Source organism: Streptosporangiales bacterium, from assembly GCA_009379825.1.
Classification (GTDB): Bacteria; Actinomycetota; Actinomycetes; order Streptosporangiales; family WHST01; genus WHST01.
The window spans coordinates 36,934-54,874 of sequence record WHTA01000022.1; the positions used below are offsets into that span (position 1 = coordinate 36,934).

Here is a 17,941-nt window from a genome sequence, read left to right on the forward strand (position 1 = left end):
CTCGGTGGGCATGATGCAGATCGACGAGGACGTGCTCGACGACCAGGACCGGCTCACCGAAGCCGACACCGGCGAGATGCTGCGGGTGGTGGCCGGGGCCGGTGCGCAGATCCGGGAGGCGTCCACGCTGACGCTCGAGGCCGGCGTCGACAAGCTGGCGAACGAGGCGCCGTCGCGCAGCTGCGTGCTCACCGGGATCGGTAGCTCGGCGACGCCGGTGGGACTGGTACGTGCGGTCGTCGGCGTCGACTCGCCGCTGCCGCTCGTCACCCATCCCGGTGGCCGGCTGCCGCGCTGGGTCGGCCCGCTCGACACGGTCTTCGCCGTTTCCCGTTCCGGCACCGCGGTCGAGACGCTCGAGGCGGTCGAGGACGCCGGGCGCAGGGGCTGCGGGCTGGTCGTCGTCGCGCGGCCGGAGTCGCCGCTGGAGGAGCTGGCCAGGCGGTTCCGCGGCCTGTTCGTGCCGGCCGACCGTACGCCGCGGCACACCCGCGCGAGCCTGTGGCACCTTTCTGTGCCGCTGCTGATGGCGGCCGACCGGCTCGGTGTCACCAGCGTGCCCGGCGAGATCATCGCGACCACCGCGGACATCCTGGACCGGGTGGCGGAGGCGTGCCGGCCCACCTGTGAGTCGTTCGTCAACCCGGCCAAGGAGCTCGCCCTGGCCCTCGCCGGCGACCTCCCGGTTGTGTGGGGCAGCGGCGAGGTCGGTGCGTTCGCCGCGGAACGGTTCGTACGGCAGCTCTCCTCGAACGCCAAGTACCCGGGCGTGCAGGCGCGGCTGCGTGAGGTGGCGCACGGCGGCATCGCGCTGCTCGACGGCCCGTTCGCGCGACGTCCCGAGACCGAGCTGTTCCGCGACCGCGTCGACGACGCGGACGGCAGCGAGCAGCCGCGGATCAGGTTGGTGTTGCTGCGCGACGACGCCGAGCCGGAAGACGACCGGCAGCGCCGCGCCGCCGCTGGCGTGCTCGCCGACGCTCGCGGCGTACCGGTGCACGAGGTGGCGGCCGAGGGCCTGCACCCGTTGGAACGGCTCGCCAGCCTCGTCGGGCACACCGACTTCGCGTCCGTGTACCTCGCGCTGTGTCTGGGTGTCGACCCGACGCCCACCCGTGCAGTGCTGGAGTTGAAGGACCGCGTACGGCAGTGATGTCGTGCGGTCGTCGGAGTTCTGGTTAGACGCAAGGAGCAGAGACAGGTGGCAGCTGGCGGCGGCACTAAGGCGATCCTCGCGGCGCTGGGGGCGAACCTGGGGATCGCGATCGCGAAGTTCATCGCGGCGGGGGTCACCGGTTCGGCATCGATGCTGGCCGAGGGAATCCACTCGTGCGCCGACTCGGGGAACCAGGCACTGCTGCTGCTCGGCGGCAAGCGGGCGAAGCGCGATGCGAGCGAGCAGCACCCGTTCGGCTACGGCCGGGAGCGGTACATCTACGCGTTCGTGGTGTCCATCGTGCTGTTCTCCGTCGGCGGGCTGTTCGCGCTCTACGAGGGGTACCACAAGATCCACGAGGCGCTGGAGCACCCGGAGGAAGGGCTCTCGCACTGGTACTGGGCGGTCGGTGTCCTCGTCATCGGTATCGTGCTGGAGGGGTTCTCCTTCCGCACCGCCATCGTCGAGGCGAACAAGGAGCGCGGCGGTGCGAGTTGGGTCGAGTACATCAGGCGAGCGAAGGCGCCGGAGCTGCCCGTGGTGCTGTTGGAGGACCTCGGCGCGCTCGTCGGTCTGGTCCTCGCGCTGCTCGGCGTGGGGCTCGCGGTGGTCACCGGCAACCCGATCTACGACGGCATCGGCACCCTGTGCATCGGCGTGCTGTTGGTGGTGATCGCCGTGGTGCTGGCGATCGAGACGAAGAGCCTGTTGCTCGGCGAGTCGGCGCGCAGCGACCAGGTGCGGGCGATCCGGCAGGCGGTCGAGGCCGAGGAGCCGGTCGAGCGGGTGATCCACCTGCGCACGCTGCACCTCGGCCCGGACGAGCTGCTGGTCGCCATAAAGATCGCCGTGTCGTCTCGCGACACCGCCGACGACATCGCGCACGCGATCGACAGCGCCGAGCGGAGGATCCGCGAAGTCGTGCCGTTGCACACGATCATCTACATCGAGCCCGACCTCTACCGGGAGTCCGTCGCCGGGTCTGCGGGTGAGGGCGTGCGGTGATCCTCGCGCTGACCAACCAGGTCCAGCCGTACGCGTGGGGCTCGCACACGGTCATCCCTGAGTTGCTCGGCGAACCGAGCCCTTCCGCCGATCCGCAGGCGGAGCTGTGGCTCGGTGCGCATCCGCGGGGGCCGTCCCTGGTCGGCGACCGGTCCCTCGCGGACGTCATCGCGGCGGAGCCTGGCGCGACGCTCGGCGGGCAGGTGGTGGCCGAGTTCGGCGGCCGGCTGCCGTTCCTGCTGAAGGTGCTCGCCGCCGAACACCCGCTGTCCATCCAGGTGCACCCGTCGGCCGAGCAGGCGCGGGCCGGGTTCGCGGCCGAGGAGGCGCGCGGCGTGCCGAGGGACGCACCGTACCGCAACTACGCCGACGACTGGCCCAAGCCGGAGCTGATCTGTGCGCTGACCGAGTTCGACGCGCTGTGCGGCTGCCGCGACGTGGCGCAGGCGCGGGAGCTGTTCGAGGAGCTGGTGGCCGCAGGTGCGGCCGGGCTGCGCCCGTACGTCGAGGCGTTGCGCGACGCCACCGACGTCGGCGCGGTGATCGGCCGGCTGCTCCGGCTGAGCCGGGCGGACGCCGGCGCGCTTGTGACGGAGGTGGCCGCGGCGAGCGTGGCCGCGCGGCCGCGGCCCGAGTTCGGCTGGACGACCAGGCTCGCCGCGCAGTACCCGGCGGACGCCGGTGTCGTCGTCGCCCTGCTGCTGAACTACGTACGGCTGGCGCCCGGCGAGGCGCTCTACCTGCCCGCGGGGAACATGCACGCGTACCTGCGGGGCGCGAGCGTGGAGCTGATGGCCAGCTCCGACAACGTCATCCGCGGCGGGCTCACCGCGAAGCACGTCGACGTCCCCGAGCTGCTGCAGGTGCTGGACGCCAGCAGCTGGCACGCCGGCACGATCAGCGGCGAGCGGCACGGCGCCGAGTGGGTGTACCCGACCGGCGCCCGGCACTTCCAGCTGTCCCGCGTCGAGCTCGACGGGGCGCAGGCGACGGTCGGCGGCGGCGTCCCGCAGATCCTGCTCTGCACGGCGGGCCAGGTGTCGTTGCGGGCCGCGGACGGGCACATGACGTTAACCCGGGGTTGCGCTGCGTTCGTCGGCGCGGAGACGCCTGCACTGGACGTCGAGGGCCGCGGCCGGCTGTTCCGCGCCTGCACGCCGCTGACCTGACCGTATCCGGGTGGTCGTCGCAGCGCACGGCGGCGTGCGTAGGTCACGAGGTGGCAACGAGGGGCACAACGCGCGGCCGGGCCGGTACCGTACCGCCGGGGAGGAAATGCGGAGATGAGCAGTTTCGATCTGTGGCCGTTCGAGGACGTGCGTTCGGTTGGTCGACGCGGCGAGCTCGAGATCCTGGTCGGTACCGCGCCGGACGGGCCGCCGGTGACCATCGTCCGGGTGGCGCCAGAGGCGGCCAGTGACGCCGGCTTGCGGCGTCGCTTCAAGGACGCCGTCGAGGCGGCGACGAGGCAGGCCGGTGCCGACGATCCACCGATCCTCTGGGCCGACACGGCCACCCTCGTGCCGTGGGCGGCCACCTACGACGACCGGATGCAGCGCGGCGCCGACCTGATCGGCGGCATCTTCGCGTCCGGCGCGTCCGGCGCGTCCGGTGCGGGTGGTGCGGGTGCCGCCGCTGCGCCGAGCCTGGGGGTCGCGTCCGGTGGGCCGCCGGCGGGCCCGTCGGGGGAGAAGAGCATCCCCGCGCTCGACGGGCCGGAGGCGGCCGGGCCGTATCCTGGTGCAGGGGTGCCACCGACCGCGCACGCCATGCCGCAGGGGCCAGGCGCGCCCCCGTTCCCGCCGCCACCGCCGCCGGGCGGCCAGCCGCCTGGCCCGCCGGGGGACGGCCCCGCGAAGCGGGGCTCCCGGGCGCCGTTGTTCATCGCACTCGGCGTCGGCGGGCTGGTGCTCGTGCTGCTGCTCGGCACCGGTATCTCGCTCGGCCTCACCCGGGAACGCGACCCGCTCAGCGAGCCGGGCACGAAGCCGCCGGCCTCGTCCAGCACCGGTACGCACACGGTGCAGTTCTCGCCCGGACCGTCGACCTCGTCGGCTACGCCCAGCGCCAGCCCGACGACGACGAAGCCGACGTTGAAGTCCCGCCAGCCGGTCTCCGTCTACGGACCGACCTGGAAGAAGGGCGACAAGACGTTCACCATGTCGTTCGGCCAGCTCGGTTGGTCGTTCCGCGCCCCGGGCGACTACGACTGCCTGGTCGTCGAGGACAAGGCGCGCAAGCTGCGGATCAACTGCCTGAAGCTCGGGGCGAAGAAGCGGGAGGAGCGCAGGTTGCTGATCGTGGACCGCAAGTGCACCGGCAGCTCGTGCAGCGCCGCCGAGCGGAGGACGTGCGAGACCGACATCTGGGGCACCAAGCTGTCCGACAAGATGCGCAACAAGGACAAGCACACCAAGTACACGTACGGCACCGGCAGGAACAAGAAGACCAAGCAGCGGCTGTTCTACGAGTACATGGGGTACTACTACAAGGACGACGAAGGCAACAGGAACCGTCACGTCCTCGTCTACGGCGACTCGCCGAAGGGTGACTTCGCGACCCAGATCCAGAAGACGATCAACGACATCCGCACCCAAGCCGGCTGAGCTGGCGGGCGGGTCGATACGGTGCGTGGCGACGACGCGCGTTGGCCGACCTGTGGTGCGCAATCGCCGGTATGTGCTGAGAGACTGGACACGCGCTAGTGGCCGCCGCGGGCGTCGCGCAGGTCGGGCAGAGCCGGCTGGCGCGCCCTGGGCCGGGTCAGCCCAGGCCGCGGGAGAGGAGGGGGCGTGTCTGCGGACGACCTGTGGCCGTTCACCGACGTACGCACCGCCGACCGGCGCGGTGACCTGCTCGTACTCGAGGGCACGGCGCCCGACGGTGCCCCGGTGACCATCACCCGGCTGGCGCCGTCCGCGGCTACCGACCCGGAGATGCACCGGCGGTTCCACGACGCGGTCGAGGAGGCCAGTCGGTGCATCGGCCCCACCGATCCGCGCATCGCCTGGTGGGACACGGCGACGCTCTCGCCGTGGGCCGCGACCTACGACGACCCGCACCACCGCGGCGCCGAGATGATCGGCGCGCTGCTCGACCCGCAGTCCGCGCTGCCGCAGCCGGTCGTGCAGCCGGCCGCCGAGACCGCCCCCGAGCCGGTGCTCGCGACGTTGGGTCGCACCGAAGGCCCGTCCGGGCTGCAGCGCCGGCTGCCGCTGCTCGTCGGCACGGTCGCCGGCGTCGCCGTGCTCGTGCTGGCGTTGGGCATCACCGGGTTCGTCACCCGCGACCAGCCCACCGCGGGCCCGACGGCGGGACAGTCCTCGAGTCCCGCACCCTCGTACACTTCGCCGAGCATGCCGACCGCCACCGACACCGACGGCCCTACCGGCTCGAGCCGGCCGACGGCGACGAGCAGGCCGACGCTGCGGAAGGTCGAGCCGAAGTCGGTGTACGGCCCCACCTGGAAGCGCACCGACAGCACGCTCACGGTGGACCTCGCCGGGCTCGACTACGCGTTCCGCGTCGCGAACGACTACGACTGCTTCCTCGCCGGCACCACCTCGGAGGCGACCCACGTACGGTGCCTGAAGCTGCTCGCGTCGGAGAAGAAGATGCGCAACCTGACGCTCACCAACCGCGACTGTATGGGCAACAGGTGCGAACGCTCCCAGGTGCGGCTGTTCGAGGCACTGCTCGAGGGCAACGAGCACGTGGAGTGGAAGCGCAAGGACAAGACCACCAGGTACTTCGTCACCAGGTACGTCAACCCGATGAACGGCGAGCGCTACTTCAAGTTCTTCCTCAGCCACGTGTACGAGGACGGCAACGAGGCCAAGCACGTCGGCGTGGTCGGCGAGGCGCCGGTGGGCAAGTTCGCCAAGGAGATCCAGAAGACCGTCAACGACGTCCGCACCCAGTCCGGCTAGGGGGCTCGCGCGGAGCCCGCGGAAACCTTGACAGTTCCGTGGTAAGGTTTCCGCGATGGATGGCCTGACGATTGCGGAGGCGGCATCGACCACCGGGTGGTCGGCCCGCATGCTGCGGTACATCGAGGACGCGGGGCTGGTTGCGCCGCGTCGATCGGCGTCGGGCTACCGGCTCTACGGGCCCGAACAGCTGCAGCGCCTGCGCACCCTGCGCGAGCTGCTGCACGAGTTTGACATCGGGTTGTCCGAGATGAGCTTTGCCAGGCGGCTGCGCGGTGAGCCCAAGCTGCGTGCGGCGGTGGACGAGTGGTTGTCCGCCCGCCCGCGCCGGCCGGTGCACGTCGACGCGGCCGACTGGCTGCGCTGGGAACAGGACAAACACGAGAGACTGCTGGCCGCTTCGACGGCCACAGAGGAGGAGCACAGCCGATGACCATCGAACACAAGGTCAAAGACCTCTCCCTGGCCGCCGCCGGTCGCAAACAGATCGAGCTGGCCGAGCAGGAGATGCCTGGCCTGATGGCCATGCGTGCCGAGTACGGGGAGAACAAGCCGCTGGCGGGCGCTAGAATCACCGGCTCGCTGCACATGACCGTGCAGACCGCTGTGCTCATCGAGACGCTGACCGCGCTCGGTGCGGAGGTGCGGTGGGCGAGCTGCAACATCTTCTCCACCCAGGACGAGGCCGCGGCGGCCGTCGTGGTGGGGCCGAACGGCACGCCGGAGGCGCCGGCCGGTACCCCGGTGTTCGCGTGGAAGGGCGAGACGCTGCCGGAGTACTGGGACTGCACCGAGCTGGCGCTGACCTGGCCGGACGGTCCGCCGAACATGATCCTCGACGACGGTGGCGACGCGACCCTGCTCGTGCACAAGGGCGCGGAGTACGAGCAGGCCGGCGAGGTGCCGGACCCGAAGTCGGCCGACAACGAGGAGTTCCAGGTCGTCCTCGAGCTGCTCACCAAGTCGGTTGCGGGCAGCCCGGGCAAGTGGGGTGAGATCGCCAAGTCGGTCAAGGGTGTCACCGAGGAGACCACCACCGGCGTACACCGTCTTTACGAGATGGCCAAGAGCGAGACGTTGCTCTTCCCCGCGATCAACGTCAACGACTCGGTCACCAAGAGCAAGTTCGACAACAAGTACGGCTGCCGGCACTCGCTCATCGACGGCATCAACCGCGCCACCGACGTGCTCATCGGCGGCAAGGTCGCCGTGGTCTGCGGGTTCGGTGACGTGGGCAAGGGCTGCGCGGACTCGCTGCGCGGCCAGGGCGCCAGGGTCATCGTCACCGAGGTCGACCCGATCTGCGCGCTACAGGCCGCGATGGAGGGCTACCAGGTCAAGACCCTCGTCGACGTCATCGGCGACGCCGACATCATCATCACCGCGACCGGCTGCTTCGACGTGGTGACCGCCGAGCAGATGTCGCGGATGAAGCACCTCGCGATCCTCGGCAACATCGGCCACTTCGACAACGAGATCGACATGGCCGGTCTCGCGCGCGTGCCCGGCATCAAGCGCGAGGTCGTCAAGCCGCAGGTCGACCAGTGGACGTTCCCCGACGGCAAGTCGATCATCGTGCTGTCCGAGGGCCGGCTGCTGAACCTCGGCAACGCGACGGGCCACCCGAGCTTCGTGATGTCGAACTCGTTCACCAACCAGGTGCTCGCCCAGATCGAGCTGTTCGCGAAGACCGACGAGTACCCGATCGGCGTGTACGTGCTGCCGAAGCACCTCGACGAGCAGGTCGCCCGGCTGCACCTGGACGCGCTCGGCGTCGGGCTCACCGAGCTGAGCAAGGTGCAGGCCGACTACCTCGGCGTGCCGGTCAGTGGTCCGTACAAGCCGGACCACTACCGCTACTGAGCAGATGACCGGTGCCGGGGCCGCGTCGGAGCGAGAGCTCCGGCGCGGCCCCGCGCCAGCTCGACGGCAAGGACGGTGGGCATGGCCAAGCGACGCACTCCCGCGTACCAGGTCGCCGATCTCGATCTGGCGCCGTTCGGCGTGCGCAGGATCGAGTGGGCGGCCCGGGCCATGCCGGTGCTCGGCCAGGTGCGCGCGCGGTTCACCGCCGAGCGCCCGCTCGACGGGGTTCGTATTGCCGCCTGCCTGCACGTGACGGCGGAGACGGCCAACCTGCTGCGGTCGCTGGCCGCCGGCGGTGCCGACGTCGCGCTGTGCGCGGCCAACCCGCTGTCCACGCAGGACGACACCGCGGCCGCGCTCGTGCACGACTACGGGCTCGACGTGTACGCGGAAGCCGGCGTGGACCGTGAGCAGTACTACGAGCACATCAGCGCGGTGCTCGACGGCAAGCCCGACCTGGTGCTCGACGACGGCTGCGACCTGACGAGCACCCTGCACGCCCATCGGCCCGAGCTGCTCGGCCAGGTGCGCGGCGGGTGCGAGGGCACCACCACGGGAGTGGTGCGGTTGCGGCGGATGGCGGCGGCCGGCGCGTTGCGCATCCCCATGCTCGCCGTCAACGACACCCGCACCAAGCGAATGTTCGACAACAGGTACGGCACCGGCCAGTCCACCGTCGACGCGATCATGCGTGCGACCAACATGCTGTTCGCCGGCCGCACGGTCGTCGTCGCCGGCTTCGGGTACTGCGGTCGCGGCGTCGCCGAGCGCGCCAGAGGGCTCGGCGCGCACGTCATCGTCACGGAGATCGACCCGGTGCAAGCGCTCGACGCCGCCATGCAGGGCTTCGCCGTGGAGCCGATGCAGGAAGCCGCGGCCAAGGGCGACGTCTTCGTCACGGTCACCGGCAACAGGGACGTCGTCACGAGGAACCACTTCGCCGCCATGAAGGACGGCGCGGTGCTGGCCAACTGCGGGCACTTCGACGTGGAGATCGACGTCAAGGGCCTGCGCGAGGACGCCGTCGACGTGGTGTCGGAGGTGCGCCCGAACGTGGACGAGTACGTCCTCGACGACGGCCGCCGGCTGCTGCTGCTCACCGAGGGTCGGCTGGCCAACCTCGGCGCGGCCGAGGGCCACCCGGCGTCGGTGATGGACCTGTCGTTCGCCGACCAGGCGCTGGCTACCGCGTGGCTCGCGGAGCACGTCGACGACCTCGACGCCGGCGTGTACGACGTGCCGGACGAGATCGGCAAGGACGTCGCCGCGCTCGCGCTCGACGCGCTCGGCGTACGTATCGACGCGCTCTCCGACGGGCAGCGTGCCTACCTGAACTCCTGGGAGCACGGCTCCTGAGGGTCAGCTGCCGTCGACGGGGGCGTCGGACGGTGTGCTCGCTTCCCACAGCACGTCGAACATGTTGCCGTGCAGAGCGGCGAACTCCTCGCTGTCGATGATCAGGCCGAAGCTCTCCTGCCTGGACGAGATCAGCGCGACCGAGCCGCCGCTGACGATGGTGGTCATGGTGAACACGCGACCTGCGGGCGCGTACCGCGCGACCCGGAAGCGGCTCGGGTCGGTGGGCCAGCCGAAGTCCGACTCCTTCTCCCGTGACCTGATCACGTGCAGCCACAGCCCGCGCTGCCTGCGGCCCTCGATGTACTCGTTCATCGCCGCCTCGCCCGGCACGTTGAGCAGGTCGACCATGGAGAGGATCCCGCGCAGCGGCGACGGCCAGTTCAGCGTCTCGAACAGCACGGACCTGATGCCGTCGGCACCCTCGAAGTAGCGCACCCGCGGGCGTACTCCCGCCTTGTCGTGGATCGCCTGCAGCTGCGGGACGACGGCGTCGAGCATCCGGCCGTGCTCGCGCCACTCGTCGACCAGCCGCTGCGGGTCGGTGGCCAGCAACACGTGCCTGCCGGAGCTGCGGGTCTCGGCGAACGAGAGCAGGCCGCGGTGGGCGAGTCGCTTCGCGATGTCGTACGCGTTGGTGCGGCTGACGCCCGCGTGCTCGGCGGCCTCGGCGACGGTCGGCTTGCCCCGCTCGAGTACCGCGAGGTAGAAGCGGGCGTCCTTCGGCTCGATACCGAGCTGTACGAGCTGCTCCCACATGCCCGGCTCCTGTGTCGAAAACAGACGACACATTAGCGTATCGGTCGCGCATATTGACAGCAACTGCACTCTAGGAGAACGCTTGCTGTCGACGAGGACATGGGCGTTGCTTGTCGAAACGTCTCGACAGAGGGATCTGCGCATGACACGTGGTGACGAGTATCCGAAGCTCCGGGTGGCCGCCGTACAGGCAGCACCGGTGTTCCTGGACAGAGAAGCGACGATCGACAAGGTCGATGAGCTCACCGCGGAGGCGGTGGCCGGCGGTGCGGAACTCGTGGTGTTCGGCGAGAGCTTCGTGCCCGCCTTCCCCATCTGGAACGGTGTGTTGCCGCCCGTCGACCAGCACGACCTGCACGAGCGGCTGTTCCGTAACGCGGTGCTCGTGCCAGGCCCGGACGTGCAGCGGCTGGGCGACATCGCGGCCAGGCACGGTGTCGTGCTGTCGGTGGGGATCACGGAGAAACCCGCGCACAGCATGGGCACGCTGTGGAACAGCAACCTGCTCTTCGACCGCAACGGCCGGCCGGTCAACCACAGGCGCAAGCTGGTGGCGACCTGGTACGAGCGGCTCACCTGGTCGGCAGGCGACGCACACGACCTCGGCGTGGCCGGGCTCGACGGGCTCAACGTCGGTGCCCTCATCTGCGGCGAGAACACCAACACGCTGGCCAGGTTCACGCTGCTCGCGCAGGGCGAGCGGCTGCACCTCGCGAGCTACCCGCCGTCGTGGCCGTTCGACCGCCGCGAGCACGGCCAGGAGTACGACCTCACCGAGGCGATCAAGGTGCGCAGCGTCGCCCACTCGTTCGAGGGCAAGGTGTTCACCGTGGTCGCGGCCACGGCACTCGACGACGACGGGGTGGACCAGGTCGCGGGCGGCGACGGGGAGATCGCCAAGCTGCTGTGGGCCAACCCGACCGCGTCGCTGATCGTCGGGCCGCGGGGCGAGATACTCGCCGGGCCGCTGCTCGGCGACACCGGCATCCTGTACGCGGACGTCGACCTGGGCGCGTCGATCGTGCCGAAGCAGATCCACGACATCGTCGGCACGTACAACAGGTTCGACGTGTTCCAGCTCTCCGTGAACACCACCCGGCTGGAGCCGGTGCACCTGCACGAGGACGAGAGCACGCGATGAGCGCCTCGCCGAACACCACGGGTGTCACCGAGCCGACCGCCGAACAGCGCACTGCCGGCAGGCGGGCCCTGCGCGCGGCCGTGGCCGGTTTCTTCGTCGACATGTACGACGTCTACCTGCCGGTGATCGTGCTGGCCCCGGCGATCGCGTACTTCTCGTCGACCAGCATGTCGACGGTCGCCCAGGCGACGTTGACGTACGCCATCTTCGCCGCCTCGTTGATCGGGCGGCCACTGGGGGCGTTGATCTTCGGTCCGATGGGCGACCGGATCGGCCGGCGGCGTACGACCATCATCGTCGCGGCGGGCTTCACCATATGTACGGGCCTGATCGCCGTGCTGCCCGGTTACGCGACGATCGGTGCGCTGGCTCCCGCGCTGCTGGTGCTGCTCCGGCTGCTCGACGGCGTCTTCCTCGGTGGCGAGTACACGGCGGCGAACCCGCTCGCCATGGAGTACGCACCCACCGCCCGTCGCGGCCTGTACGGGTCGCTGTTGAACATCGGCTACCCGACCGCGCTCGCCGTCATCACCGTGGTGACCATGGTGACGTTGCGGTTGTTCCCCGCGGGTGCCGCAGACTCGCCGTACGCCATGTGGGGCTGGCGCATCCCGTTCGTCATCGGGTTCGTGTTCTCCGGGCTGCTGTTCCTCTACTACGTGCGTGCCGTGCCCGAGTCGCGGTTGTGGGCCAGCCAGGGTGGCACCTCGCGGCCGCTGCGTACGTTGTTCGCCGGCAGCAACCTGCGCCACCTGGCCCGCGCGGCCGTCGTCGGCACGGGTGCCTGGCTGACGCTCAACGCCGTCGTCGGCGTGTTCAGCTCGCACTTCACCGGGCTCGGTGCCTCTGCGGGCGCGGTCAACTGGGCGATCCTCACTGGTGCCGTCTGCTCCATCGCGGCGTTCCCATGTGTGGGCATGCTGGGGCAGCGGTTCGGGCGGCGCCGGTTGTTCGTCGTGCTCGGTGGCGTCAACGTGGTCGCCGGGCCTGCGGTGCTCGCGCTCGCCATCGCGTACGGGCCAGGGTCGCCCGCCCTGCTGGTGTTGTTGGGTGCGGCCGCGTTCCTGTGCACTACACCGGTCTGGGCCGTCATCACCGCGTTCCTCACCGAGCTGTTCCCGACCAGCGTGCGGGCTTCTGGCTACGGCATCGCGTACAGCCTGCCGAGCATCGTGCCGGCGTTCTACTCGTGGTACATGCTCGGGCTTGGGACCGTCGTGCCGTACGAGTACACGCCCGTGGTGCTGCTGGCGATCGGCGGTCTGTTCCTGATCGGCGGCGCGCTGTTGACCGCGGACCGGCGGCACGTGGACCTCAGCGAGGCGTGACCGGGCTCCAGCCAGGCTGCAGCCTGATCGCCTCCCGCCGGCGGCGCTCGGCGAGCACGGCGGCGAGGTAGACGTACGGCGGCAGGTGCGGCGGCGGTGGTGGCGTCACCCGGGCGGACACCTGGCCGGCGATCCGCCGGCCGAGGCGCTCCGCCTGGTCGGGGGTGAAGTCCTCGAACCGGGTCAGGTACTGCCTGGCGGCGAGCGCGAGCTCGTCCGGCAGTGCCGCCAGCTCCAGCGTCGCGGCCCAGTGCTCCGTGCCCGGTGGCATGTCGATCAGCTGCCGGCGGCGTCCGGGTGCGCGCTCGGCGATCACTATGGTGCCGGTGAACGCGTCGCCGAGGCGCTTGCCGCGGTGGCTGACGAACGAGGAGAGCACCGCGAGCAGCCCGGCTGTCGCCCAGAACTCCAGGAAGCCGGTCAGCGCGCGGAACAGCGCCTGCCGGAACGAGATCGGGCCACCGTCGTCGCGTACGGTGCGCAGCCCCAGCGCCGCCTTGCCGACGGTCTTGCCGCGCCACAGCGTCTCGCTCGCGGTCGGGTAGCCGACGATGACGGCCACCATGAGGGTGATGAGCAGCGCCTGGCCCGCGGCCTCGTCGAGTGCCGGCTCGGGCATCCAGTAGACGATCGCGAACAACACCGACAGCTGGATGAGCATGTCGATGGTCTTGGCCACCGCGCGGCTGCCCACCTTCGCGACCCGGATGTCGAGTACGACAGCCTCGCCGGTCACCAGCTCGGACACTCGACCTCCTCGCACGCCTACTCGACAGAGGCTACTGCCAACCCGCCGGCCGGTGGGGCGGGCGGCAGCCACATCGGTCAGCGCGGAAAGGCTACTGTGCTGACGTGGACTTGGACGTGTTCGTGGCGGTGCACAACGACGAGTGGCGTCGGCTGGAGGACCTGCTGAAGCGCCGGCGCAGGCTCACCGGCGCCGAGGCCGACGAGCTGGTCGAGCTGTACGAGCACGTGAGCACCCACCTCTCCGTGGTCAGGTCGACCGCGCCCGACCCTGGGCTGATCACCAGGCTCTCCACGCTGGTCGCCCGGGCCCGGTCGGCGATCACCGGTGCGCACACGCCGGCATGGCGCGACATCGCCAGGTTCGTGCTCGTGGTGTTCCCTGCCGTGACGTACCGCTACCGCTGGTGGCTGCTGTTCACCAGCCTCGGTTCAGTACTGGTCTCCGTGGTGGTCGCCGGCTGGCTGGTGAGCCACCCGCAGCTGCTCACCGAGATCGCCCCGCCTGACGTCCTCGAGGAGTACGCGGAGAAGGACTTCGCCGCGTATTACGGCGAGCACCCGGCGAGCAGCTTCGCCAGCCGGGTGTGGACGAACAACGTGTGGGTCGCCGCGCAGGCGCTGGCGTTCGGCGTGCTGCTCGGGATCCCGACGGTCATCGTGCTCGTGCAGAACATGGCCAGCCTCGGGGTGTCCGCGGCGATCATGACCACGTACGGGCAGGCCGACGTGTTCTTCGGCCTGATCACCCCGCACGGCCTGCTCGAGCTGACCGCCGTGTTCCTCGCCGGCGCGGCCGGGTTGAAGCTCGGCTGGTCGATCATCGACCCGGGCCCGCGCCGCCGGCTGGAGGCGCTCGCCAGCGAGGGCCGCGCCGCGGTCAGCATCACGCTCGGCCTGGTCGGGGTGCTGCTGGTGTCCGGGATCGTGGAGGCGTTCGTGACCCCGTCGCCGCTGCCCACCTGGGCGCGGATAGCCATCGGCGTCTTCGTCGAGGTGGCGTTCCTGGTGTACGTGTTCACGCTGGGCAGGCGCGCCGTGCAGGCCGGCGAGACCGGCGACCTGCTCCGCGAACAGCGGGAGGACGTGCTGCCGTCCGCGGGCTAGCGTGGACGGGTACCGACCGGGCGCGTGGAGGAGGCGGACGTGGCACAGTTCGCGCAGGAGACGAGCAAGCGCGGTGAGTGGGTCAGGCAGGCGAACAGGTTCACCGACCGGATCACCGCCGACGGCTCCACCGACTGGCCGGTGACCACCGGCAGGTACCGGTTGGTGGTGTCGCTGGCGTGCCCGTGGGCGCACCGGTCGGTGATCGTCCGGCGGCTGCTCGGCCTGGAGGACGCGATCGGGCTGGCCGTCGTCGACCCGATCAGGGACGAGCGGGGCTGGCGGTTCACCCTGGACTCCGACGGGCGCGACCCGGTGCTCGGCATCGAGTTCCTTGCGGAGGCGTACCACGCGACCGACCCGGACTTCACCGGCCGGGTGACGGTGCCCGCCGTCGTCGACACGGTGACCGGGCGGGTGGTCACGAACGACTTCCCGCAGATCACCCTCGACCTCGAGGAGCAGTGGCGCGGCCTGCAGAGCGGGGACGCGCCTGACCTGTACCCGGCACACCTGCGCGCGGAGATCGACGAGGTCAACGCCGTCGTGTACGCCGAGGTGAACAACGGCGTCTACCGGTGCGGGTTCGCGGCGTCACAGCAGGCGTACGACGAGGCGTACGACACGCTGTTCCGGCGGCTGGACTGGCTGGCCGAGCGACTGACCGGGCAGCGCTACCTCTGCGGTGACCGCATCACCGAGGCGGACGTCCGGCTGTTCACCACGCTGGTGCGCTTCGACGCCGTCTACCACGGGCACTTCAAGTGCAACAGGAACAAGCTCGCCGAGATGCCCGTGCTGTGGGCGTACGCCCGCGACCTGTTCCAGACGCCGGGGTTCGGCGACACCGTCGACTTCGACCACATCAAGCGGCACTACTACAGCACGCACCCGACCCTGAACCCCAGCGGCATCGTGCCGAAGGGCCCGGAGCAGGACTGGTCGGCGCCGCACCACCGCGAGCAGCTCGGCTGAAATCCGGTTGCGGCGGGGTGCCCCCCGGCATAGCGTGAGTGTGCCCGATTCGCTGGCGAGAGGACATGGACAGTGCTCCAGCAGGTCTGAGATGCCGTACGCACCACCAGACCCAGGGAGCCGTCATGTCCGCTTCGATCAACCTTTCCGCCGGCCTGGCCGGACGGCACGCCCGTCTGCACCGACCTCGACCTCGGCCGTAGGGCCTGGACGCACCGGCCTGGTCGGCCTGAACGGGTCGGGGAAGTCCACCCTGCTGCGGCTGTTCGCGGGCGCGCTGCGCCCGGGCGCGGGGTCGGTGTCCGTCGGCGGGCGCGTCGGCTACCTGCGCCAGGACCTCACCCTCGCCCGACACCTGCGCGCCGAGGAGGTGCTCGGTGTCAGCGGCGTGCGTGCCGCGCTCGCGGCGATCGAGCACGGCCAGGTGGACGACGAGACGTTCGCTGCGGTCGGCGACGACTGGGACGCCGAGGAACGGGTCCGCGCGACGCTCGACCGGCTCGGGCTCGGGCACGTCGAGCTGGACCGCACCGTCGGCACGCTGTCCGGCGGCGAGGTGGTGCTGCTCGGGCTCGCCGCACAGCTGCTGCGCAACCCGGACGTGCTGCTCCTCGACGAGCCGACGAACAACCTTGACCTGCGCGGCCGGCAGGTGGTGTACGAGACCGTCGAGTCGTGGCGCGGAGTGCTCGGCGTGGTGACGCACGACCGGCAGCTGCTCGAGCTGGTCGACCGCATCGCCGAGCTGCGCGACGGCGAGGTGCGTTGGTACGGCGGCAACCTCACTGCGTACGAGGAAGCCCTCGCCGTCGAGCAGGACGCCGCGGAGCGCACGGTGAAGACGGCCGAGTCGGACCTGCGCAGGCAACGGCGGGAGCTGGCCGAGGCCCGGATCAAGCTCGACCGGCGGCAGCGGTACGGCCAGAAGATGTGGGACACCAAGCGTGAGCCCAAGGTGGTGATGGGGGAGCGCAAGCGGCAGGCCCAGGTGGCCGCGGGCAAGCACAGGAACATGCACCTGGCGAAGGTCGACGAGGCGCGCGAGTGGTTGACCGACGCCGAGCAGGCGGTGCGCGACGACGACCAGATCCGCGTCGAGCTGCCGCAGACGTCGGTGCCCGCCACCCGCGAGGTGCTGCGGCTGACGGACGTGCGGTTGGTGTCCGGCGCCCGTGCGGCACTCGACGTCCGCGGCCCGGGACGGATCGCCCTCGTCGGTGCGAACGGGGCGGGCAAGACCACGCTGTTGCGTACCGTCGCGGGGCTGGCCGAGCCGCGGGAGGGACGCGTGCGCCGGATGGTGCCGCTGCGCTATCTGCCGCAGCGGCTGGACGTACTCGACGACGAGCTGAGCGTCGCCGCGAACGTCGCACGGTTTGCGCCGGCGGCGTCGAACAACGAGATCCGCGCCCGGCTGGCGCGGTTCCTGTTCCGCGGTGCGCGGGCCGACCAGCCGGCGGGCACGCTGTCCGGCGGCGAGCGGTTCCGCGCCACGCTCGCCGCGCTGCTGCTCGCCGAACCGGCACCACAGCTGTTCCTGCTCGACGAGCCGACGAACAACCTCGACCTGGCCAGCGTCAGGCAGCTGACCCAGGCCCTGCACGCGTACGCAGGTGCGCTCGTGGTCGCGAGCCACGACCTGCCGTTCCTCCGTACCATCGGTGTGACCCGCTGGCTCGAGCTGGACGGCGACCAGCTCACCGAGTCCGCGCCGCGCTGACGGGAGGGTGTCACGTGCACGTCACCGCGCTCGCGGTCTACCCGGTGAAGTCGACGCGTGGGCTGTGGTCGGAGTCGGCGACCGTGCAGCCGTGGGGGCTCGCGGGTGACCGGCGGTGGGCGGTCGTCGACGAGCGCGGCGGCAAGGTCACGGCCCGCACCCACGAGCGGCTGCTGCACGTGACGGCTACCCCGGCCGCCGGTGACGACCTCGTGCTCACCGCAGACGGGATGCCGCCGCTGGCCGTGGCCGCCCCGGTTTCCGGTGCACGGGCCGCGGTGGACTTCAGCGGGCTCGACCAGGCGACGCTCGCCGGTCCCGCGGCCGACGGCTGGCTGTCCGAGGTACTCGACGCGAAGGTCCGCCTGGTGTGGCTGGACGACCCGCGCCGCCGGCCGGTGGCGGACCGGCACGGCGGGCTGCCTGGCGACAGCGTGAACCTCGCCGACACCGGGCCGTTGCTGTTGACTACCGTGCCGTCGCTGCGTCGGCTGGACGAGTGGGTCGACGCGACCGCCGCGGAACGCGACGAGCCTTCGGTCGCGCCGCTTGCCATGGCGCGGTTCCGTCCCAACGTCGTCGTCGACGGCGCGGCACCGTTCGCCGAGGACGACTGGACCAGTGTGTGTATCGGCGACGTGCCGTTCCGGGTGTCGGAGGCGTGCGACCGGTGCGTGCTGCCGACCATCGACCCGGTCACGCTGCGGCGGAGCAAGGAGCCCACCCGCACGCTGGCCAGGCACCGGCGGTGGGCCGGCCAGGTGTGGTTCGGCGTGCGCCTAGTGCCGCTGGACGGCGGGGTGCTCCGCGTCGGCGACCAGGTGACCGTCGGCTGACGGCCGGCCATCATGG

16 protein-coding genes are annotated in these 17,941 nt (G+C 70.9%); 14 read left to right on the plus strand and 2 right to left on the minus strand.

The window, feature by feature from the left end:
• Positions 1–10 precede the first annotated feature (10 nt).
• The 8 genes from GEV07_13420 (at position 11) to GEV07_13455 (ending at position 9,312) form a co-directional block, all read left to right on the plus strand.
• Positions 11–1,153: a mannose-6-phosphate isomerase gene (locus tag GEV07_13420; protein MQA03668.1), complete on the plus strand. Its 1,143-nt coding sequence runs from the start codon at positions 11–13 to the stop codon at positions 1,151–1,153.
• A gap of 48 nt (positions 1,154–1,201) precedes the next feature.
• Positions 1,202–2,161 (plus strand): cation diffusion facilitator family transporter, encoded by a 960-nt coding sequence (locus GEV07_13425; GenBank protein ID MQA03669.1) that lies wholly within the window; start codon positions 1,202–1,204, stop codon positions 2,159–2,161.
• Positions 2,161–3,330 carry a mannose-6-phosphate isomerase, class I gene (gene manA / locus GEV07_13430; protein ID MQA03670.1) on the plus strand — a complete coding sequence of 390 codons (1,170 nt, stop codon included), beginning with the start codon at positions 2,161–2,163 and terminating at the stop codon, positions 3,328–3,330. The genes GEV07_13425 and manA overlap by 1 nt, the downstream gene beginning before the upstream one ends.
• 114 nt (positions 3,331–3,444) lie before the next feature.
• The gene (locus GEV07_13435; GenBank protein ID MQA03671.1) at positions 3,445–4,767 is read left to right on the plus strand and encodes a hypothetical protein; all 1,323 of its coding nucleotides are present in this window, start codon (positions 3,445–3,447) and stop codon (positions 4,765–4,767) included.
• A 186-nt stretch (positions 4,768–4,953) separates the two neighbouring features.
• Positions 4,954–6,090, plus strand: a complete 1,137-nt coding sequence (locus GEV07_13440; protein MQA03672.1) for a hypothetical protein — start codon at positions 4,954–4,956, stop codon at positions 6,088–6,090.
• 55 nt (positions 6,091–6,145) lie between these two features.
• The gene (locus tag GEV07_13445; protein ID MQA03673.1) at positions 6,146–6,523 is read left to right on the plus strand and encodes a MerR family transcriptional regulator; all 378 of its coding nucleotides are present in this window, start codon (positions 6,146–6,148) and stop codon (positions 6,521–6,523) included.
• Positions 6,520–7,953 (plus strand): adenosylhomocysteinase, encoded by a 1,434-nt coding sequence (locus tag GEV07_13450; GenBank protein MQA03674.1) that lies wholly within the window; start codon positions 6,520–6,522, stop codon positions 7,951–7,953. Before GEV07_13445 ends, GEV07_13450 begins: the two co-directional genes overlap by 4 nt.
• Before the next feature lie 81 nt (positions 7,954–8,034).
• Complete coding sequence (locus GEV07_13455) at positions 8,035–9,312, plus strand: adenosylhomocysteinase (protein MQA03675.1); 1,278 nt, start codon at positions 8,035–8,037, stop codon at positions 9,310–9,312.
• 3 nt (positions 9,313–9,315) lie between these two features.
• Here GEV07_13455 and GEV07_13460 read toward each other — a convergent pair whose 3' ends face one another.
• Positions 9,316–10,071 (minus strand): transcriptional regulator, encoded by a 756-nt coding sequence (locus GEV07_13460; protein MQA03676.1) that lies wholly within the window; start codon positions 10,069–10,071, stop codon positions 9,316–9,318.
• A gap of 142 nt (positions 10,072–10,213) precedes the next feature.
• Here GEV07_13460 and GEV07_13465 point away from each other — a divergent pair, with 142 nt between their 5' ends.
• Both GEV07_13465 and GEV07_13470 read left to right on the plus strand, forming a co-directional pair.
• Complete coding sequence (locus GEV07_13465; GenBank protein ID MQA03677.1) at positions 10,214–11,212, plus strand: carbon-nitrogen hydrolase family protein; 999 nt, start codon at positions 10,214–10,216, stop codon at positions 11,210–11,212.
• Positions 11,209–12,540 (plus strand): MFS transporter, encoded by a 1,332-nt coding sequence (locus tag GEV07_13470; protein MQA03678.1) that lies wholly within the window; start codon positions 11,209–11,211, stop codon positions 12,538–12,540. Before GEV07_13465 ends, GEV07_13470 begins: the two co-directional genes overlap by 4 nt.
• Here GEV07_13470 and GEV07_13475 read toward each other — a convergent pair.
• Positions 12,527–13,288, minus strand: coding sequence for an RDD family protein (locus GEV07_13475; GenBank protein ID MQA03679.1), 762 nt, complete (start codon positions 13,286–13,288; stop codon positions 12,527–12,529). The genes GEV07_13470 and GEV07_13475 overlap by 14 nt on opposite strands.
• A 104-nt stretch (positions 13,289–13,392) precedes the next feature.
• On the opposite strand from GEV07_13475, the gene GEV07_13480 reads away from it, so the two are divergent.
• The 4 genes from GEV07_13480 to GEV07_13495 all read left to right on the plus strand — a co-directional run bounded on the left by GEV07_13480 (position 13,393) and on the right by GEV07_13495 (position 17,925).
• On the plus strand, positions 13,393–14,394 hold the full coding sequence (locus tag GEV07_13480) for a stage II sporulation protein M (protein ID MQA03680.1): 1,002 nt from the start codon (positions 13,393–13,395) through the stop codon (positions 14,392–14,394).
• A gap of 39 nt (positions 14,395–14,433) precedes the next feature.
• Positions 14,434–15,369: a glutathione S-transferase family protein gene (locus GEV07_13485; GenBank protein ID MQA03681.1), complete on the plus strand. Its 936-nt coding sequence runs from the start codon at positions 14,434–14,436 to the stop codon at positions 15,367–15,369.
• A 220-nt stretch (positions 15,370–15,589) separates the two neighbouring features.
• Positions 15,590–17,089, plus strand: a complete 1,500-nt coding sequence (locus tag GEV07_13490; protein ID MQA03682.1) for an ATP-binding cassette domain-containing protein — start codon at positions 15,590–15,592, stop codon at positions 17,087–17,089.
• Positions 17,090–17,103: 14 nt separating this feature from the next.
• Positions 17,104–17,925: an MOSC domain-containing protein gene (locus GEV07_13495; GenBank protein ID MQA03683.1), complete on the plus strand. Its 822-nt coding sequence runs from the start codon at positions 17,104–17,106 to the stop codon at positions 17,923–17,925.
• The last annotated feature ends 16 nt before the right edge of the window (positions 17,926–17,941 follow it).